This window comes from Streptomyces sp. NRRL F-2664 (assembly GCF_000719345.1).
Classification (GTDB): Bacteria; Actinomycetota; Actinomycetes; order Streptomycetales; family Streptomycetaceae; genus Streptomyces.
Window position 1 is genome coordinate 125,328 of record NZ_JOFX01000003.1, and the last position, 19,771, is coordinate 145,098.

Genomic DNA, 19,771 nt, shown 5'->3' on the forward strand with positions numbered 1-19,771 from the left:
CTGGCCGGGCGGGCCGGCTGTCCACGCCGGCCGATGCCGCGTACGCGTCAGTGGACGACGCTGAAGCTGCGCCAGGAGCCGGCCCCGGGGGCCGTCACGTCCGAGAGTGTCGTCGCCACGTAGATCCCGTTGTTCGGTTCGTCGGACGGCTTGCAGTCGAAGTTCTGGTAGAGGACGACGTCGACGAGCGTGTTGTTCACGACGTGGGTGGCGCCGTCGGGGATGGCGATCCGGTGGCACCCTGTGACGAGGGTGTTGGAGTAGCTGATCTCGACCGGTGAGTCGTGGCCGCGGAAGCTGAGCACGCCGACGGTGCTCCGACCCAGACCCGAGCAAGCGGTGGCGCTGAGCAGCAGCGCTGCGGCCCCCGCGGTGATGCCGATACGTCGCCTGTGGGACATGGTGCGGTCCTCGTCTGTGCGGTGGTCCTTGCCCACAGCGTGGCCCGGTCCGGCGCGGCCGGCTTGCTGTGCTCGGCCGACCGGATGAAGGCGCGGACGCGACGGCGCGTGCGGACGGGGAGTGGCACGGGCACCCGTGTGCTGCGGCCGGGGGGCGCCGCCGCTCGCCCGGGGCGAGGATGAAGGTGATGAGCGGCGGGGCCGGGTCCGCCCGGAAGGAGCGGGTGCGGGATGCACGAGGAGATGCCGCTGAACGACCTGATCAGCGGCGCCGCCCAGGACGCCGGCGGATGGCTGGGCGCGCTGCCGGTCGCGCTCCTGGCGACGAGCGGCGACGGCATGATCGTGCGGTGGAACCTCGGCGCGCAGGAGCTGCTCGGATACGACCCGCCCCAGGTGCTCGGACGGCACATCGCCGACCTCCTGCACCCCGGCGCGGACCGCAGCCTGGGCCGTTCCCTGTGGGAGACGGCCGCGACCGGACGAGGCGTGATGGGGACGGTCACGGCCTGGCACCGCAACGGGCACCCCCTGGAGCTGGAGATCTGGGCCTGCCCCGTCCCCGACCGCCGGCACGGCGCCTCCGCGGTCCTGGTCTTCGCGGCGGACGCACACGCGGCGCGCCGGATCCGCGGGTCCTCGGCAGTGTGGGACGGCCTGTTCGCCCGTTCGCCCGTGGGGATCGCCGTCCTGGACACCCAGCTGCGGTTCCTGCAGGTCAATGCGGCCCTGGAGGCGATGAACGGGCTGGCGGAGTCCGCGCACGTGGGCCGGCGACTGGCCGAGGTGCTGCCGGAGGTGAACGCGGGCGAGATGGAAGAGGCCATGCGCCAGGTCCTGGAGACCGGGGAACCGGTCCTCAACCGGCTGCGCACCGGCCGGACCCCCGCCGACCCGGACCACGACCACGTATGGGCGTGCTCCTACGTGCGGGCCGAGGATCCCGGCGGACAGCCGATCGGCGTGATCGCCTCCCTGCTCGACATCACCGAGCAGCAGCGCGACCACACCGAGGCGGAGGCGGGGCGCCAGCGGCTGGCCCTGCTCACCGAGGCCAGCTCCCGGATCGGCGCCAGCCTCGACCTCGAACGCACCGCCCAGGAGCTGGCCGACCTGGCCGTCCCCCACCTGGCCAGTGCCGTCACCGTCGACGTACTGGAATCGCTCGCGCGCGGCAACGAGCCGGGCATGGGGCTCACCGGAGGCGCCGCGCTGCGCCGGCTGGGCAAGACCCCGCTGGCCGGGTCGGGAGTCACGCAGATCCTCGCGCCGCTGGGCCGAACCCTCACCTTCCCCCCGGCCGCGCCGTACACCCAGGCCCTCGCGGCCCGCCAGCCCTTCCTGGTCGCCCACCTCGACGCGATGGCGGTCGCCCCGGCGGCCCGGCACACCGCCAAGCCGGCGCAGCTCGTCGAGGCGGGCGTGCATTCGTTCATGATGGTGCCGCTCGTCGCGCGGGGTCTCGTCCTCGGGGTGGCGTCCTTCTTCCGCACCCGGCCATCGCCCCCGTTCGGCTCCGACGACGTGACCCTCGCCGGTGAACTCGCCGCGCGGGCCGCCATCAGCATCGACAACGCCCGCCTCTACCACCACGAGCACGAGACGGCGGTCGTGCTGCAGCGCAGCATGCTGCCGCAGCACATCACCGCGCCCCCCGGCATCGAGATCGCCCACCGCTACCTGCCGGCCAGCGACGTCAACGAGGTCGGTGGGGACTGGTACGACGTCGTCCCCCTGACCGGCGGCCGGGCCGGCCTGCTCATGGGCGACGTGATGGGCCACGGCATCGCGGCCGCCGCCGTGATGGGCCGCCTGTCGGCGACGGTCCGCGCCCTCGCACGGCTCGACATGCCGCCGGCCGCGCTGCTCCACCAGCTGGAGGCGACCCTCGCCGACCTCGCGGAGCCGATGCTGGCGACGTTCCTGTATGTGGTGTGCGATCCGGCGACCGGTCGCTGCACGGTCACCCGGGCCGGTCACCCGCCGCCCGCGGTGGCGGAGCCCGACGGCACCGTCTACCTGGTGAAGACTCCGCCGGGGGCCCCGCTGGGAGTCGGCGGGGTCACCTTCACCACCACCGACATCACCCTGCCGGAGGGCAGCCTGCTCGTCCTCTACACCGACGGCCTGATCGAGTCGCGCAACCGCGACATCGACGAGCGCCTGGGCGAGCTGACCGGGTTGCTGACCGAGCCCCTCCAGCCCCTGGACCACCTGTGCGACTCGCTCATCGCCCATCTCGTGCCGGCGTCCGCCGACGACGACATCGCCCTGCTGGCGGCCCGGATCGGCACGAACCACCGCAGCGGCAGCCACTGACTCCGGCCCGGCCGGCCGCTCCGGCGGCCGGGAGGGTCAGCTGCGCCGGTCGGAGGCGTCGAAGAGGGCCAGGGCGAGGGCGCCGGGGAGGAGGGACTCCTCCAGGGCTCGGCGGGTGGCCCCGTCCAGGCCGCCCAGCCCTTCGGCCGCCTCCTCGGCGGCGTCGCGTGCGATCTCGGCGGCCAGGTCCCCGGGCGGGGTACGGGGGCCCAGCTTGCTGACGGCCGATGCGGCGCGGGCCGGGGTGAGCAGGCCGGTGCCGTGGGCGAGCAGCCATCCGGGGACGCCGGCGGCGCCCCCGGCGGGCGCCCGGTAGGGGCGTGCGCCGTCGAAGCGGTCGTCCTCGGCGAAGGCGGGCTGCTTGTCCTTGGCCATGGGGCGGGTGGGCCCCCAGGACTCCCCCGCCGGTTTGATCACCAGGCCTTCCGCGAGGTTGTCCGGCAGGGCCGGCAGGCCGAGGAGACCCGGAGCCGGGTCGGGAAGAGCACGGGGAGCTCCTGGAGCCGGGCGAGCGGCCCCTCCGCCAGCAGCGGTACGCACAGCAGGCCCGCCGGTCCCGCGGCCGTGCGGAGGGTGCGGTCGGCGACCCAGCACGGTCCGTCCGCGCCGGCGACGATGGCGTCGAAGGGCAGCCAGACGAGATCGGGGGCGTACCAGACGCCGGTCTGTACGGCGGCCGCGGCGGGGACGGCCGGTACGTCGGGGTGGGGGTAGCGGCCGCCGGCCAGTTCGCCGTACAGGGTCACCACAGCGGTCGGTGCGGCGCCGACGGCCTCCCGCAGGGCCTGCGCGCAGCGGGCGGCCGCGACCGCCAGGGCCGGCCAGATCCGGCCGACGCCGAAGAAGTCGTCGAGTCCGCCGTCGCCGAGCAGCTCGCGCCGCTTGGCGGGGTGCGCGCCCGCCGCGTCGCACACGACGGCGAAGTTGGCGCCGTGGATCTTCTCGTGGGCGACCCAGGTTCGGCCGCGGGCCTCTCCGAGCCTGGTGCGGGCGGGGATCTTCGGGTAGGGGGACCAGTCGGGTTCGGGCTGCACCGGGCGATGGTAGCCATCTCGGTGCCCGCCGGCGAGGTCGTTTTTCGCAGGGTGGAGGTCGCGCGGCCGGTCAGAGGGGGTCGACGTCCAGGAAGGCCGAGAGGACGGCCTCGCCGCCCGGGGCGCCCGGCAGGGCCAGTTCCGCCCAGATGACCTTGCCGTCGGGGGTGTAGCGGGTGCCCCAGTGCTCGCTGAGCTGCGCCACCAGGAACAGGCCGCGGCCGCCCTCGTCCGTGGTGGCGGCGTAGCGCAGGTGGGGGGCGGTGCTGCTGCCGTCCCAGACCTCGCAGGTCAGGTTGTGGTCGCGCAGGAGGCGGACCCGTACGGGCTCGCTGCCGTGCCGCAGGGCGTTCGTGATCAGTTCGCTGAGGATCAGTTCCGCGGCGAAGCCGAGTTCCGTCAGGTCCCATTCGTCGAGCTTCTTGGCGGCGACGCTGCGCATGGCGCCGACCGCGCTCGGTTCGAAGGGCACCTCCCACTGGGCGACCCGGTCCGGGCCGAGGGTCCGGGTCCGCGCGATGAGCAGCGCCACGTCGTCGGTGGGGCGCGCGGGCAGCATCATGTCGAGCACCGCCCGGCAGCTGTCGTGGGGGTCTCGGTCGGGGTGGCTGAGCGCCGCCCGGAGCAGTTCGAGCCCTTCGCCGATGTCCCGGGTGCGCTCCTCGACGAGCCCGTCGGTGTAGAGGACCAGCTGGCTGCCTTCGGCCAGCTCCAGTTCCGCGGTTTCGAACGGCATGCCGCCCAGGCCCAGCGGGGGTCCGGCGGGCAGCTCGACGATCTGTGTGGTGCCGTCGGGGGCCACGAGGAGCGGTGGCAGGTGCCCGGCCCGGGCCATCGTGCAGCGCTGGGACACCGGATCGTAGACGGCGTACAGGCAGGTGGCGCCCAGGACTCCGCCGCTCTCCGCGTCGTCGGCGTCCCCGTTGTGGTCGTGGTCGATGCGCTGTACGAGGTCGTCCAGGCGGGCGAGGATCTCGTCCGGCGGCAGGTCGAGGGAGGAGAAGTTGTGGACCGCGGTGCGCAGCCGGCCCATGGTGGCGGCGGCGTGCAGGCCGTGTCCGACGACGTCGCCGACGACGAGGGCGACGCGGCTGCCGGGCAGCGGGATGACGTCGAACCAGTCGCCGCCGACTCCCGACTGGGCGGGCAGGTAGAAGTGCGCGACGTCCATGGCGCTCTGCTCGGGCAGGGCGCGCGGCAGCAGGCTGCGCTGGAGCGTCACGGCGAGGGCGTGCTCGCGGGTGTACCGGCGGGCGTTGTCCATGCTGACGGCCGCGCGGGCGACGAGTTCCTCGGCGAGGGACAGCTCGTCCTCGTCGAAGGGCTCCTGTTTCTGCGACCGCCAGAAGTTGACCACGCCGAGGACGACGCCGCGGGCCATGAGGGGGGCCGCGATGAGGGAGTGGATGCCGTAGTCGACGATGGCGCGGGCGCGCGGGGGGTCCTGGGCCTGCCAGCCGGGCGCCTTGGACAGGTCGGGGACGAGTTCGGCCCGACCGGTGCCGTAGCCGCGGGCCTGCGGGGTGGACGGCAGGAAGTCGATCAGCCGGCCGACGGGGTACAGGGGGTGGTCGGAGCGGATCCCGCTGATCGCCGTGCGCCGCATGTCGGCCCCGGGGGCGGGCTCGTCGCCGTCGATGACCTGGTCGGCGAGGTCGACGGTGACGAAGTCCGCGAAGCGGGGGACGGCGACGGCGGCGAGTTCTTCGGCGGTGCGCACCACATCGAGGGTGGTGCCGACGTCGCCGCCGGCGTCGTAGAGCAGCTTGAGGCGCCGGCGGGCGGTCTCGGCGCGGGCGGTCAGGATCTGCATCTCGGTGGAGTCGCGGATGGTGACCGCAGCGCCCTCGGGCCGGCCGCGGGGGTGGGTGGGGCGCTGGTTGACGACGAGCAGGCGGTCGCCGGAGCCGATCACCTCGTCGGTGGCCTCGCGGCCCGAGAGGAGCAGGTCGGCCATCCGGCGCTCCAGTCCGGGCACGTCTGCGATGTGGCGGCCCTCGGCGTCGTCGGGCAGGCCGAGGAGTCGTTTCGCCTCGTCGTTGGCGAGCAGGAGCTGTCCGTCGCCGTCGGTGATCAGCACTCCCTCGCGGACGGCGTGCAGGACCGCGTCGTGGTGCTCGTACATGCGGGTCATCTCCTGCGTGCCGAGCCCGTGGGTCTGGCGGCGCAGGCGCCGGCTGATCAGCCAGGTGCCGACGGTCGCCAACGCCAGGCCCGTGGCGATGGCCAGGAGGATGACCGGCAGCTGCTGGTCGAGGGCGCCGGTGACGTTCTCGACGGTGAGGCCGGCGGACACCAGGGCGACGACCCGGCCGTCGTCGTCCTGGACGGGGACCACCGCCTGGATCTCCTTGCCGAGGGGGCCTTCGACGCTCTCGGTGTGGACCTTGCCCTGGAGGGAGGGCTCGATGGTTCCGACGAACCGTTTTCCGATGCGGTCCGGCTGGGGGTGGCTGTAGCGGATCCCGTTGGTGTCCATCACCACGATGAAGTCGACCCCGGCGGCCTTGCGCGTCTCCTCGGCGAGGGGCTGCAGGACCGCGGAGGGATCGGACGTCTTCAGGGCGCCCTCCAGGCCCAGCTGGTTGGCGAAGGTCTCGGCGACGGCGACCGACCGGTTGCGCGCCTCGCGGTCGATGTCGTGCCGCGACTGGAGCACGAGGGCCAGGAGGGCTCCGGCGGCGAGCAACACCACGATCGCCACCTGGAGGACGAATACCTGGCCGGCGACGCTCCTGAAGCGGTTGCCTAGAGGTGACCGCACCGACGTGCCCGGCACGGGTGGCGAGGAATGGTCACGAACCCAGTTGTAGCACTTCCGGGCGTCCCTGGCTCCCGGCATGCACAATCCGCGCCGGGAGTGTCACGCGTCGTCGGGCGCCGCCGCTCAGGAGGAGCGGGGTGCGCCCCCGGCGGCGAGGTCGCCGGCCGTGGCTGCGGAGGGGGCGTCCGCGGCCTCCGCCGTCAGCCCGGTGGCGGGGGTCCGGGGTGCGGCGGGCGCCGACGGGGCCGGGGTCGGGGATCCCTCGGGCGTCCCGGGCGTCTCGGGCGTCTCGGGGGTGCAGACGACCTCGTCGCGCGGGGTGTAGTGGGTCTTGTACTCCTCGCTGCGGACCTCCTTGCCGCCCTGGATGAAGACCCGGCCGACGGTCACGTCGAAGCCTTCGAGGGGGGTCTGGACCTCGCAGGCCGGTCCGCTGCCGGTGCGCTTCGCGGGCTGCGTGATGTTGGTCCGCGGGCCCTTGGTCGCACGTATCTCGTCGTACTTCTTGGTGCCGAGGAGGGTGATGGTCAGGGAGGTGTCGGTGGACTCGGCCTGGACGTAGACGGGGTGCCCGGAGTCGTTGATCCAGCGCAGGTCGAGGGTGCCCCAGGCGACGGTGGCCTCACGGCCCTCGGGGTAGCGCTCGATGTAGAAGGAGTGGGCGCCGTGCTCGACGGGCTTGAGGCCGGCGAAGAAGACGGCGTTGTACATGGTGGTGGCGACCGCGGAGACACCGCCGCCGGGCGACTTCACGTACTGCCCGTCATTGATCATGATGCCGTCGACGAAACCGTTCTCCTTGGTGCGCTCACCGACCGTTCGGTTGAAGCTCCACTCCTTGCCCGGCTGGACCACGGACCCGTTGATGAGCTGGACCGCGCGCGCGACGTTGGTGCTGCGGTACGGGGCGGCCGGGAACTCGACGGTGAAGGAGGAGAGCTTCTCCTTGATGCCGAGCCGCGCCTTCTCACTGGTGAGGTCCGGCTGGACGGCCACGGTGGCCACTTCGCCGCTGCGTGCGGTGCCCGTGCGGGTCAGCAGCGGCAGAACGGCCTTGCCGAGCGCCTCTTCGGTGACTTTGCGCCCCGCACGGCTCTGCTGGGCCAGGACCACGGTGCCGTCCGGGCCGACCCGGGGCGCGGCGTCCACCGGCGGGCGGCTGACCTCCTCGATGGGGCGGGCCACGGCGGGCTCGGCGAGCAGGCCCTTGGAGTCGAGGGCGGGCACGAGACGGCCCTGGGCGTCGGGCCGCATCTTCAGGTGCTCGCCGAGGACGGCCGGGGTGATGGACAGGCTCTTCCCGGCAACGGTGAGCGCGATGGGCCCCGACATGGCGGGCCGGGCGAACTGCTGCATGGCCCGTCCGGTCTCCTCGGTGCCGACGGCCGGCTCGGTGCGCTCGACCGGCAGCTCGACCGGGGAGGCGCCGGTGCGCAGGTACGCGCCGCGGAGCGTGTCGAGGGCCCGGTCCTCGACGACCGTGATGCCGGGGAGGGGGGCGGCGGCCTTCGCCGCGCCCTTGTCGAAGGAGATGGCGCCGTCGCGCGGTGCGCGGGCCGTGGTCGCGGCGATGCGGTCGACTGCGGCCCGCCCCTTCTCCTCGTCCGTGCGGACCACGGGGTCGAGGTCGCGGTCGCCGGAGGCGAAGAGGCCGCCGATGACGGTGACGGGGTCGTAGCCCTTGCGTACGGCGCGGTCGACGGTCGCCCCGGTGTCGAGGGACAGCCCGAGGGCCGCCGGGTCGGCCTGCTCGACCCGGTCGCCGATCTTCATGGCGACAGGGGCCGCTGCGGTGGGTCCGAGCTGCCGGTCCAGCGTCCGGCGTGCCTGGGCCGCGGTCATCCCGCCGATGTCCACGCCCCGCACGCGCGTGCCCTGGTCGATGTCGTCGCCGGCCACCAGCCCGGTGACGTAGAGGCCGCCGAGCCCGAGGACGACGGCTCCGCCCGCCACCATCGGCAGGGTGGTCCGCCGGTTGCCGGTCCCGCTGCGCACGCGTCCCATGTCACTCCCAGTGGCGCCCGACCGTGTCCGGAGGGCGCGGGCCGCGGCTGGCGCGGCACGTAGACGACAGTTTCCCGGCATCATGATTCCGCCAAATGGGGCGATTGAGGGAGGAATGTAATGGTTCTCACGCTCGCGGATCCCTTACGGAGGGGATGCAGGTGACAGCGGAGAGGTACCGGCCCGGGCGGGTGACAGCCGCGGTCCACGGAGCGCACTGACGGGACGCGCACGGAATGCACCCTTCCGCGGAGGCCCAACTCGGCCGCGGACAGGGCTCTTTGCCGCAACCGGATCATCGGGATAGATTCCCGGGAACTGGTACTGGTCTTGGTGGGGCGGGCGATGTGTGGGACCTGACGGGGAGCGGGGCCGAGCCGCTGGGGGCGGAGGATCCGGTCCGCATCGGACCGGTACCCCTGGCCGGGCGGCTCGGGGCCGGCGGCATGGGACGGGTCTACCTGGGCGTGCACGAGGGGCGCTACGTCGCCGTCAAGCAGTTGCTCGCCTCCGTCGTCGCCGAGGACGAGGACTTCTTACGCCGCTTCGGACACGAGCTGGACAACCTCGCCCGCCTGCCCGCCGACGCCACCGCCCCGCTGCTGGCCGGCGACCGTGCGGCGCGGCCCCCGTGGTTCGCCACCGCATACATTCCGGGCATCACCCTGAGCGAGGCCGTCGCGCTGCACGGCGGGCCGCTGCCCGGTCACGCCCTGTGGCTGCTGCTGCGGGAGGCCGCGGCACGGCTGGCCCCGGTGCACGCGCTCGGCATGGTGCACCGCGACCTCAAACCCTCCAACGTCATGCTGACCCTCGACGGGCTGACCCTCATCGACTTCGGCGTCGCCCGGGCGGCGGAGCAGAGCCGGCTGACCAGGACCGGCATGGTCGTGGGTACGCCCGCCTACATGGCCCCCGAGCAGGCCTCGGGGAAGCGGCCGCCGGGCGGCGCCACGGACGTGTTCGCGCTGGGGTCGGTGCTCGCCTACGCGGCGTGCGGCCGGCCGCCCTTCGGGGACGAGTCGGGGCACGGGGTGCTCTACCGCATCGTCCACGAGGAGCCCGACCTGGAGCCGCTGCGGGAGCGGGAGCCGGAGCTGGCCGACCTCGTCGAGGCCTGTCTCGCCAAGGATCCGGACGACCGGCCCACGGCGCCCGAACTCCTCGAAAGTGCCTACCGGCGGGGTCCGTACACGCTGCCGCTGTGGCCCGCCGCCATCGACGACCGGCTGACCGAACGGGCCGCCTTCGCCGCGGACGTCCAGGCCGTCGACGTGCCCACGCTCCCCCTCACCGGCGGCGAGCCGGACCCCGCGGGAGCCGGCGCTCCCCGAGCGGATGCCTCCGGGGGCGCCTCCGCGCCGGAGGGGCGGGAGCGGCCCGAACGCCGCCGCACACGGGTCCTCCTCGCGGTCCTGCCCGTCGTGGTGGTCGCGGGCGGCACCACCCTCGCCGTCCAGTACCTGCCGCACGTCGCCGCGCCGGGCGCCGGGGCGCAGCACACCCCGACGGGCCCCGTGACGGGTGCGGCCGAGCCGGCGCGGGCGGCCGACGGGAGCCCGTCCGGTACGGCCCCGCCCGCGCCGCCCCCGGGAGAGGCCCCGGGCCAGGCCCAGGGGGCCGTCGGCGGAGCGGGGGCCGGACCCGCTGCCGGTACGGTCCCCGGCGGCGGGGCCCAGCCCGGTGCGGGCGGCTCCGGCAGCCCGCCCGACCCGGGCGCAGGCAGCGGCGGGGGCGCCGGCGGCGGATCCCGCCCGCCCGCAGGGGGGACCCTACCGCTACCGCAACGGCAACAACGGCAGGTGCCTCACCCAGATGTTCGGGGCCTCGGACTTCGGCGACTGCGCGGACGGCTCCGCCCGCTGGACCGTGCAGGGCCGGTCGGACGGCGGCTTCAAGCTCGTCAACCAGCAGAGCGGCGGCTGCCTCTACTCCAACGGGCTCGGGCAGGCCGTCTTCGTCGGGGACTGCGCCCAGGACATCGGCCGGGTGTGGCGCACGGGCTCCGGCGGCACCCTCCGCAGCGACTTCGGCGGCGGCTGCCTCGACCTGGGCATGAGCAGCGGCCTCGTGACGAAGACGTGCGGCGGTGAGGCCTCCCAGCGCTGGACCCGCCAGAGCTAGGTCACTCGGATTCTGCCCGGCCCGCGTCCTCCGGCACGATCCGAAAGGGACGCCTGCGCGGCGGGATGGCAGACTGACCGGCTGTAGGCGAACAGGGAGGGCGGACACATCCTGCGACGGCACCGGCGGCGGACGGCTCCGACGACTCTGGCACCCCTGGCCCTGGCGGCATGGGCGGCCGCGACGGCCACGGCCTGCGGCCATCCGCTCCGGGACCTCGGCCCCCTGCCCGCGCGCCATCCCCGCGACCGAGCCGGCCAAGGGCTCCAGTCCGCGGTGGTGATGTCCCTGACCTGCTTGGATGCGAGCAGCCCCGCCGCCACCCCGCCGCGAGTCGGCACCCCGGAGCCGTCCCGCACCCCGTGATCGAAACCCCTCGCGCACGGCATCGAACGTATGTACTCTGAGCGCGTCAAACCTGATCACGTTCAAAAATGAAAATGGGGGGGCCGGTGCGTAATCGCCGACTCATGCTGTCCACCGCCGCGATCGTGGCGGCCGGCGTCGCTCTCGTACCGGGGGTCGCCGACGCCGCGGGCCAGGCCGGAGCCACGGAGGGGAACGGTCCCGGCGTGGCCGTTCCCGACCTCGACCTGAACACCACCGAGGCCTACCGGTCCGAGACCTCGTCCAGCCCGGCGTCCAAGACGGTCCACCCGGCTGCCAAGGGCGGCGCGAAGGCGGCCGACGCCGCGCCGGCCGCCGACCCCACGGTCGGCCTCGAAGCCACCACCACCAGCGCCCACGGCGTGGAGCTGAAGCTGTTCGTCTCCAGCGACCCCGGTACGGCGCTCGGTGTGCGCGTCGAGTGGGGCGACGGCAGCCAGGTCCAGGTGGGCGCCAACGGCCCCACCGAGCTGACCGAACACCACACCTACACCAAGGCCGGCGTCTACACCGTCAAGGTCAGCCTGATCGACGGCGGCGACGGCAGCGTCCGCGGCACCAACCAGACGGTCATCCGGACGGCGGGCAACGAGTTCACCCCGCACGCCCCGACCCGTCTGCTGGACACCCGCGACGGCACCGGCGCGGCCCGTGCCAAGGTCCCCGCCTTCGGCACCGCCCGCGTCCGGGTCGGCGGCGCCGCGCAGATCCCCGCCGACGCCACCGCGGTGGTCCTGAACGTCACCGTCACCAACCCCGCCAGGGCGGGGCACGTCCGCGTGTACGCCGACGGCGGCGCCCTGCCGACCACCTCGAACGTCAACTACGCCCCGGGCCAGACCGTCCCGAACATGGTGATCGCGTCGGTCGGCGCCAACGGCTTCGTGAACATCTACAACAGCGGCGACGGCGCGATCGACCTGGTCGCCGACGTCACCGGCTACTTCTCCAAGTCGGCCGCCAGCGGTTACACCTCGCTCACCCCCAGCCGCGTCGTCGACACCCGCGAGGGCCTCGGCACCGGTCGGGGCCAGGTCCCGGGCCAGAGCAGCTTCAGCACCCAGATCCACGGCCGCGGGGGCGTCCCGGCGAGCGCGAAGGCCGTCGCGCTCAACGTGACCGTGACCGAGCCGAAGAACGACGGCCACCTGACCGTCTACCCCTCCGGCGGCTCGGCGCCGACGGCCTCCAACGTGAACTTCACGACGGGCCAGACCATCGCCAACTCCGTCATCGTCCCGATCGGCGCGGACGGCAGGATCAGCATCCGCAACGGCGCCTGGGCCGGGACCCACGTGGTCGTCGACGTCGTCGGCTACTACAGCCCCGAGAGCGGCGCAGCGCTGATCCGCAGCACGCCCTCGCGCTGGTTCGACACCCGCGAGTGGGACGGTCCGCTCGACGGCCGCTCCTACATCTACGGCGAGGTCATGAACGGCGACCCCAACGTCACCGCCCTCATCACCAACGCCACCGTCACCAACACCGTCGGCACCGGCTTCCTGACCGTCTCCCCGGACCCGAACTCCTGGGAGGCCTACGAGGGCAACTGGGCGAGCGAACCGACCCCGCCGAACTCCTCGAACCTGAACTGGACGCCCGGCAAGACCGTCCCGAACCTGGTCCAGGCGAGCTCCGGCCCGTACAACGTGATCGACTTCTGGAACATGGGCTGGCAGCCCACCGACCTGGTCGTGGACACCTTCGGCTTCTACGCCAAGAACTGACGCATGAACCGCCCCGCCGGCGCGTCCACCGCCGGCGGGGCTGCCGCAGCGCCCCGACAGCCCGCTCCGGCAGGCCGCCGGGGCGCATGCGCAAGCCGTCCGTCCGTCCGTCCGGGAACTATCCGGGCAGAGGCGGGAGGGCGGCCTCGTACAGCCAGGCCGTATACAGCTCGTCCAGCGGGCCTGCGGCGTAGCGGGCGGCGTGAGCGGTGAACGCGGCCGTGCCGACCACGCCGTGCCGGTGCGCGGTGGCCCAGTCGCGCAGCATGCGGAAGAAGGCCTCGTCGCCCAGCGCCCGCCGGATGGCGTGCACGGCGAGGCCGCCGCGCTGGTACAGGCGGTCGTCGAACATCAGCTTCCGGCCGGGGTCGGCCAGCCGCAGGTCCTGGGGCCGCGCCGTGAGCGACCGGTGCGCGGCGGCGGCCTGCTCGTGCGCGGTACGGCCGCCGGAGCGCTCCGACCAGAGCCATTCGGCGTACTTCGCGAAGCCCTCGTTAAGCCAGATGTGGCGCCAGTCGGCGATGGTCACGCTGTTGCCGAACCACTGGTGGGCCAGCTCGTGGGCGATGAGCCGCTCCGACCCGCGGACGCCGTCCACGTGGTTGGTCCCGAAGAGGGACAGTCCCTGCGCCTCCACGGGTACGTCCAGTTCCTCGTCGGCGACGACCACCGCGTACTCGCCGAAGGGGTACGGGCCGAACAGCTCCTCGAAGAGCTGCATCATGGCGGGCTGGCGGGCGAAGTCCCGGGAGAACCGCGGCAGCAGGTGGGCGGGCACATGGGCGCTCTGCGTCACCCCGCCGAGCCCGGGGTCGCCCAGCAGGACCGTCTGGTACATGCCGATGGACAGGCCGACCAGATAGCTGGAGGTCGGCGCGGGCTGCTCGTACACCCAGGTGGTGGTACTGGCCCTGGTGGTCCGGGTGAGCAGTCGGCCGCCTGCCACGACCGTGTAGGCGGACGGCGTGTTGACGGAGATCTGGTAGGAGGCCTTGTCGGCGGGGCGGTCGTTGCACGGGTACCAGGAGGGGGCGCCGACCGGCTGGCTGGCCACGAGCGCCCCGTCGGTCAGCTCCTCCCAGCCGATGCCGCCCCAGGGGCTGCGCACCGGCCTGGGGTTGCCCGACCAGTGGACGTCGACGGTGAAGGCGGCTCCGGCGGACAGCGCTTTGGCCGGCCGGATGCGGAGCCGGCCGCCCCGGTGGGTGTACTGCGGCGCCCGCCCGTCGACCAGGACACGGCCCACTTTGAAATCGGCCAGGTTGAGGTGGAACTCGGTCAGCGGCGCCCGGCCGGCGATCGCGCTGAGGCGGGCCGTCCCGGCCAGCCGGTTGGGGCCGGGACGGTAGTCCACGGCGATCTCGTACCGGTGCACGCGGTAACGGACGTCGCCGTTGGCCGGAAAGTACGGGTCCGACACCGCTGTGGTCTGGCCGCTCACTACCGCTTCCGCTCCCTGCGCCGTGCTCGTACGCCGTGCTGGTGTGCCCCTGCTGTACCCGCTGTTCCGCCGGGCGTCCCGGCCGGCGCCCCGACCCTCAGGACCGCCATGCCTCGATCGGGTTGCCCAGCCAGCGGGTGTCGGCGGGGACGGACTCCCCGGCCATCACGAGGGAGGCGGGGCCCAGGGTGCTGCGCGCCCCGACCGTGCTGCCGGGCAGGACGATTCCGCCCGGGCCCAGGGTGGCGCCCTCGCGGAGGACCACAGTATCCGTCCTCAAGATCCGGTCGTGGAAGAGGTGTGTCTGCACCACACAGCCGCGGTTCACACTGACCGCATCGCCCACGGTGACCAGGTCGGTCTCGGGCAGCCAGTAGCTCTCGCACCACACGCCGCGGCCGATGCGGGCGCCGAGCCCGCGCAGCCACAGGGACATCAGCGGTGTGCCCGGGATCGATCCGGCCAGCCAGGGCACGGCCAGAACCTCGACGAAGGTGTCGGCGAGCTCGTTGCGCCATACGAAACCGCTCCACAGGGGGTGCTCGCCCGGCCTGTGCCGTCCGACCAGCAGCCACTTCGCGGCGACGGTCACGCAGCAGGCGGCCGCCCCGGCGGCCAGCAGCACGACTCCGGACAGCAGGGCGGCGCCGGCGACGCCCAGGCCGCTCCGGGCGGTCAGCGCGCACAGGGCCGCCACGGCCAGCACGGCGAGCGCCGCCGAGCAGAAGACGGGGACGAGCCGGCACAGCTCGACCAGGCCGCGTGCCCACAGCAGGCGCGCGGGCGGGTCGTAGGTCCGGCTGCGGTCGGCGGCCGCGGAGGACCGGGGCAGTTCGACCGGGGGCAGGCCCAGGTACGAACTGCCCTTCTTGGCCTTCTTGGGGGCGGCGGACAGGACGCCGACCAGCCCGTCGTCGGGCACCCTGCGGCCCGGCGCCGCCATGCCGGAGTTGCCGAGGAAGGCGCGGCGGCCGATCGTGGAGCGGCCGATCCGCACCCAGCCTCCCCCCAGTTCGAAGGGGGCGGTGAGGGTGTCGTCGGCGAGGAACGCGCCCTCGCCGACGGTGGTCAGGCTGGGCAGCGCCAGGACGGTGGACACCTCGGCTCCACGGCCGACCTTCATGCCGAGCAGGCGCAGCCAGACCGGCGTGATCAGCCCCGCGTACAGCGGGAAGAGGGTCGCCCTGGCCAGGTCCATGAGCTGGCTGACGGTCCAGGCCTGCCAGCCGGTGCGGCTGTGCGTGGGATGGTTCCCGGCGTGCAGGCCGAGGCTGAGCAGGCGCACGGCGGCGAGCAGCAGCAGCGCATAGGCGAGGCCGAAGGCGAGGGCCGCCGGGACCACGGCCACGAGCGCTCCGCGCAGGGCCTGCGCGAGTCCGGCGTCGGCGGGCACGAAAGCGCTGATCACGAGCAGGGCGGGCACGGTGGCGAGGACGGGCAGCACGGTCAGGCAGAAGCCGGTGGCCCCGTACATGGCGCGCCAGTGGACCGCGCGCGGCGGGCGCTCGTCGGGCCAGTTGCGCTTCGCCCTGCCGAGTTTGACGGCAGGCGCACCGGCCCAGCGCTGGCCGGTCGGGACGGTGCCGACGACCGCGGAGCCCGGGGCGACCTCGGCGCGCTTGCCGATCCGTGCGCCGGGGAAGAGCATGCTGCGGGTGCCGACCACCGCTCCCGCGCCGATCCGGACGGGTCCGATCTCCAGCTGGTCCCCGTCGAGCCAGTGCCCGCAGAGGTCGACCTCGGACTCCACGGCGCAGCCCCGGCCGAGCTTGAGCATGCCGGTGACGGGCGGCAGAGCGTGCAGGTCGACCTCGGGGCCGATCTTGGCGCCGAGGGCCCGGGCGTAGCGTTCCAGCCAGGACCCGGTCAGGGACGTGGCACCGGAGTACTCGGCGAGCCGTTCGGCGGTCCACAGCCTCAGGTGCACGCTGCCGCCGCGCGGGTGCCGTCCGGCCCCGACCCCGCGCAGCAGCAGGCGGGCGCCGCCGGCGGCGACGGCGAGGCGCCCAGGGGGGCTGTAGAAGAGGACGGCGCCCGCGGCGACGAGCCACCAGGAGGCGGTGGGTGCCCACGGGTACGGGCCGAAGCGGTGCAGGACGTTGCCGAGCGCCAGCAGGGCGACCGTCCAGCGCAGCCCGAGCACGGTGAGCAGTGGGAGCATCAGGAGGCATTGGACGGCCTGGCTACGCACGGGGACCGGTGCGACGGGGCGGGCCGCGCGGCGGTCGGGTGCGGACTTCTCCAGGCGGCGGGCCAGCTTGCGCAGGGTGGGCTGCTGGTAGATGTCGAGCACGGCCGCGCTCGGGTAGCGGGTGCGCAGCCGTGTGGTGAGCCGGGCGGCGGCGATGCTGTTGCCGCCGATCGCGAAGAAGTCGTCGGTGGCGCTGGTGACGGCCGTGCCGAGGGTTTCGCGCCACTGCTCGGCGAGCCAGGCCTCGGTGCCGTGGAGTTCCTCGGCCGGGCCTGCGGTCTCCAGGTCCGGCAGCGGCCAGGGCAGCGCGTCGCGGTCGACCTTGCCGGAGGTGCGCGTGGGCAGTTCGGCGACGGGGGCGAGGAGGGGTACGAGGGCCGCGGGCAGCTCGGCGCGCAGCCGCTCGACGGCTGCCGTACGCTCCCAGCCGTCCTGGACGACCAGGTAGCCGACGAGCAGCTCGTTGCCGCTGCGGGCGGTGCGGACGGCGGCCGCGGCGCCCGCGACGTGCGGCAGGGCCTGGAGGGCGGCGTCGACCTCGCCCAGCTCGATGCGGCGGCCGCCGAGTTTGATCTGCTCGTCGGCGCGGCCGAGGAAGACCAGTCCTTCCGGCTCCGCGCGAACGAGGTCGCCGCTGCGGTAGGCGCGCTGCCAGCCGAGGGACGGCAGCGGGGCGTACTTCTCCGCGTCCTTGTCCGGGTCGAGGTAGCGGGCCAGGCCGACGCCGCCGATGACGAGCTCGCCGCTGCCTCCCATGGGGACGGGGTCTCCGGACCCGTCGACGACGGCGAGTTCCCAGCCGTTCAGGGGGAGGCCGATGCGGACCGGTTCGTCGCCGGTGAGGAGTGCGGCGCAGGCGACGACGGTGGCCTCGGTGGGGCCGTAGGTGTTCCAGACCTCGCGGCCCTCGGTGACCAGCCGTTGGGTCAGTTCGGGCGGGCAGGCCTCGCCGCCGAAGATGAGCAGCCGGACCTCGCCGAGGGCCTCGGGCTCCCAGAGGGCGGCCAGGGTCGGGACCGTGGAGACCACGGTGATCTCCTGCTCCACCAGCCAGGGGCCGAGGTCGGCTCCGCTGCGGACCTGGCTGCGGGGGACGGGCACGAGGCAGGCGCCGTAGCGCCAGGCCAGCCACATCTCCTCGCAGGACGCGTCGAAGGCGACGGACAGGCCGGCCATGACGCGGTCGCCGGGGCCGATCGGTTCCTCGGCGAGGAAGAGTGCCGCTTCGGCGTCGACGAAGGCGGCGGCGCTGCGGTGGGTGACGGCGACGCCCTTGGGCCTGCCGGTGGAGCCGGAGGTGAAGATGATCCACGCGTCGTCTTCGGGCCGGGGGCGTGGGGAGCGGTCACCCGCGGGAGCTTCCGGTCCCGCGGCGCTCCCGCGGGGGGTGATGCGCAGTCCGGCGCCGACCACCGCGCGGACGCCGGCCTCGCCGAAGACGAGCTCGGCGCGTTCGTCGGGGTCCTCCGCGTCCACGGGTACGTAGGCGGCGCCCGCGGCGAGCACGGCGAGGACGGCCACGTACAGCGCGTTGGTCCCGGAGGGGACGCGTACGCCGACGCGGTCGCCGGGACCGATGCCGGCGGCGGCGAGGGCCCGGCGGCCGCGCTCCACCTCGGCGGCGAGGGCCCGGTAGGTGAGGCGGGTGGTGCCGTCGTCGAGGGCCGGTTCGTCGGGACAGGCCCGTACGGTGGATTCGAGGATGTCGACGAGGGTGCGGGGCGGGGCCGCGGGCCCGGCGCGGAAGCGGGCCGCCTTGCCGGCCTCCCCGTGCGCTTCCGTACCTCCTTCTGCGGGCTCCAGGGGGCCGCGGTCGTCGAGGAGTGCGAGTTCAGTGCGGTCGGGTGTGGCTGGCATCGGCCCTCGCGTGTCGTTCCGGCAGTCGGTCCGGTTCATCGGCGGAGACCGGAATCACCCCGTTTGTTCCGGTCTGTGGCCGAACAACCCACCAGCCTAGTGCGCGGTCAAGGATTTTCTTGTCGAAACCTCGGGGGTGGCCCGATCGCGCCCGGTCGGCCGGCAGACTCCCGGCCGGCAGCCTCGCGGTCTGCGGACCGCCGGCCGCCCGGGCGCTGTCACGGGCGCCCGCGTCCCGTCACTTCTCCACCGTGTACCGCAGCCGGGCCCACAGCGGCAGGGCGAACCAGCACAGGAGGTACCAGGCCAGCACTCCGGCCACCAGGTACGGGACGAGGGCGTCATGGGTGGCCACCCGCAGCACGAGGAAGAGTGCGGCCGTGCACGTCGCCAGCAGCAGGACCAGGCCCGTGAAGGTCAGGCGCGAAGCCCAGGCCACGGCCTTGGGCTTGATCCGGCGGCCCGAGACGATCCGGTGGAAGGCCACGGGGCCTATGAGTGCGCCGGTCGCCAAAGAGCCGAGGACGATGGTGGCGATGTAGATGTTCCGGTCCGTCTGCGGAAGCTCGTGGAACAGCGGGGTGAAGACCACGGTGAGCAGGAAGCCGAAGAGGATCTGCACGCCGGTCTGGGCGACGCGGATCTCCTGGATGAGTTCCTGCCACTGCCGGTCGGCGCGTTCCTCAGGGCTCTCGTCCCGTCCCTCGGTGGTGCCGGTCATGCTCTCTCCTCCAAGTGGTGTGGCGTGGGGCGGGGCCCCGACGCACCGGCCGAAGTGCTATCTCCCTGCTTCACGGGACCCGTCCGCGAAGGGGCTGTCGTCCAAGGCGGCCAGCAGGTCGGCCGGGTGTCGGTAGACGGCCCGGGCTCCGGCCTCCTCCAGGTCCCGCCGCGGGATACCGCCGCAGAGCAGTCCCACGCAGCTGACGCCGGCCCGGGTCGCGGCCTTCATGTCCCAGACGGTGTCGCCGACGAACACGGCGTCGCCCGCGGCCGCCCCGGCGAGTTCGAGGCCCTGGCGCACCGGATCCGGGGCCGGCTTGCCCGCGCTGACGTCGTCGGAGCTCGCGGTGGCGGTGATGGCGTCGTCGGCGCCGATGGCGCCCCGCAGTGCGGTCAGCTCGGCTTCGCCGGCCGACGTGACCAGGACGACCCGCCAGCCCCTGCGGTCGAGTTCGCGCAGGAGCTCGGCGGCACGGTCCAGGCCGGGCAGGCGGTCGAAGTAGGTGGCGTACAGCGTGTCGTGCGCCGCGCTGAGCCGCTCGTCCTCGCCCGGGTCGCGGTCGTCGCCCAGCAGGTGGACGAGGAGGTCCTCGCCGGGCAGGCCGACGGCACGGTGGATGTCGTGCATCGCCACGCTGTGGCCGGCCTGGCGCATCGCCTCCCACCAGCACGTGACGTGCAGGTGGTTGGTGTCGGCAAGGGTCCCGTCGACGTCGAACAGAGCGGCGCGGTTCATCTTTCCGCCTCCAGGGTCGGTGGGCCGGGACCGTGCGGGGAGGTCCGGCCCCCGCCTCGGACG

Annotated in this window: 12 protein-coding genes and 1 pseudogene; 4 read left to right on the forward strand and 9 right to left on the reverse strand. The window is 73.9% G+C overall.

Features of this window, described 5'->3' with window-relative positions:
- Positions 1-47 precede the first annotated feature (47 nt).
- A complete protein-coding gene (locus IF89_RS0105125; protein ID WP_030761770.1) occupies positions 48-401 on the reverse strand; it encodes a hypothetical protein in 354 nt (117 codons plus the stop codon).
- A 231-nt stretch (positions 402-632) separates the two neighbouring features.
- Here IF89_RS0105125 and IF89_RS0105130 point away from each other — a divergent pair, with 231 nt between their 5' ends.
- A complete protein-coding gene (locus tag IF89_RS0105130) occupies positions 633-2,720 on the forward strand; it encodes a SpoIIE family protein phosphatase (protein WP_030761780.1) in 2,088 nt (695 codons plus the stop codon).
- A 36-nt stretch (positions 2,721-2,756) separates the two neighbouring features.
- On the opposite strand, the gene IF89_RS0105135 is transcribed toward IF89_RS0105130, so the two are convergent.
- The 4 genes from IF89_RS0105135 to IF89_RS37685 form a co-directional block, all read right to left on the reverse strand.
- Complete coding sequence (locus IF89_RS0105135; RefSeq protein ID WP_030761783.1) at positions 2,757-3,137, reverse strand: hypothetical protein; 381 nt, start codon at positions 3,135-3,137, stop codon at positions 2,757-2,759.
- Positions 3,134-3,754, reverse strand: a complete 621-nt coding sequence (locus IF89_RS40640) for an RNA ligase family protein (RefSeq protein ID WP_030761787.1) — start codon at positions 3,752-3,754, stop codon at positions 3,134-3,136. Before IF89_RS40640 ends, IF89_RS0105135 begins: the two co-directional genes overlap by 4 nt.
- A 70-nt stretch (positions 3,755-3,824) precedes the next feature.
- Positions 3,825-6,458, reverse strand: a complete 2,634-nt coding sequence (locus IF89_RS0105145) for a SpoIIE family protein phosphatase (RefSeq protein WP_420706877.1) — start codon at positions 6,456-6,458, stop codon at positions 3,825-3,827.
- A gap of 183 nt (positions 6,459-6,641) precedes the next feature.
- The gene (locus IF89_RS37685; RefSeq protein ID WP_078628100.1) at positions 6,642-8,522 is read right to left on the reverse strand and encodes a VanW family protein; all 1,881 of its coding nucleotides are present in this window, start codon (positions 8,520-8,522) and stop codon (positions 6,642-6,644) included.
- A 446-nt stretch (positions 8,523-8,968) separates the two neighbouring features.
- Between IF89_RS37685 and IF89_RS49295 the strand changes: the two are divergent.
- The 3 genes and pseudogenes from IF89_RS49295 to IF89_RS37695 all read left to right on the forward strand — a co-directional run.
- Positions 8,969-9,640: pseudogene (locus IF89_RS49295) on the forward strand (serine/threonine-protein kinase); the annotation flags it as partial.
- 697 nt (positions 9,641-10,337) lie between these two features.
- Positions 10,338-10,646, forward strand: a complete 309-nt coding sequence (locus IF89_RS49300; RefSeq protein WP_324605301.1) for a ricin-type beta-trefoil lectin domain protein — start codon at positions 10,338-10,340, stop codon at positions 10,644-10,646.
- A gap of 470 nt (positions 10,647-11,116) precedes the next feature.
- Entirely contained in the window at positions 11,117-12,760 is a 1,644-nt protein-coding gene (locus IF89_RS37695; protein ID WP_043193023.1) for a PKD domain-containing protein, read from the forward strand.
- 118 nt (positions 12,761-12,878) lie between these two features.
- Here the strand turns inward: IF89_RS37695 and IF89_RS0105165 are convergent, their stop codons facing one another.
- From IF89_RS0105165 to IF89_RS0105180, 4 genes are all read right to left on the reverse strand, one after another.
- On the reverse strand, positions 12,879-14,201 hold the full coding sequence (locus IF89_RS0105165) for a M1 family metallopeptidase (protein ID WP_030761796.1): 1,323 nt from the start codon (positions 14,199-14,201) through the stop codon (positions 12,879-12,881).
- A 97-nt stretch (positions 14,202-14,298) separates the two neighbouring features.
- Positions 14,299-18,249, reverse strand: a complete 3,951-nt coding sequence (locus IF89_RS0105170; protein WP_030761799.1) for a Pls/PosA family non-ribosomal peptide synthetase — start codon at positions 18,247-18,249, stop codon at positions 14,299-14,301.
- Positions 18,250-18,487: 238 nt separating this feature from the next.
- Complete coding sequence (locus IF89_RS0105175; protein ID WP_030761802.1) at positions 18,488-18,970, reverse strand: DUF6328 family protein; 483 nt, start codon at positions 18,968-18,970, stop codon at positions 18,488-18,490.
- A 57-nt stretch (positions 18,971-19,027) separates the two neighbouring features.
- Positions 19,028-19,708: an HAD family hydrolase gene (locus IF89_RS0105180; RefSeq protein ID WP_030761804.1), complete on the reverse strand. Its 681-nt coding sequence runs from the start codon at positions 19,706-19,708 to the stop codon at positions 19,028-19,030.
- Between the last annotated feature and the right edge of the window lie 63 nt (positions 19,709-19,771).

Coding starts and splice junctions, on each gene's coding strand:
- IF89_RS0105125 (WP_030761770.1), bottom strand. CDS start 401: ATGTCCCACAGGCGACGTATCGGCATCACCGCGGGGGCCGCAGCGCTG.
- IF89_RS0105130 (WP_030761780.1), top strand. CDS start 633: ATGCACGAGGAGATGCCGCTGAACGACCTGATCAGCGGCGCCGCCCAG.
- IF89_RS37685 (WP_078628100.1), bottom strand. CDS start 8,522: ATGGGACGCGTGCGCAGCGGGACCGGCAACCGGCGGACCACCCTGCCG.
- IF89_RS49300 (WP_324605301.1), top strand. CDS start 10,338: ATGTTCGGGGCCTCGGACTTCGGCGACTGCGCGGACGGCTCCGCCCGC.
- IF89_RS37695 (WP_043193023.1), top strand. CDS start 11,117: ATGCTGTCCACCGCCGCGATCGTGGCGGCCGGCGTCGCTCTCGTACCG.
- IF89_RS0105170 (WP_030761799.1), bottom strand. CDS start 18,249: ATGCCAGCCACACCCGACCGCACTGAACTCGCACTCCTCGACGACCGC.
- IF89_RS0105175 (WP_030761802.1), bottom strand. CDS start 18,970: ATGACCGGCACCACCGAGGGACGGGACGAGAGCCCTGAGGAACGCGCC.
- IF89_RS0105180 (WP_030761804.1), bottom strand. CDS start 19,708: ATGAACCGCGCCGCTCTGTTCGACGTCGACGGGACCCTTGCCGACACC.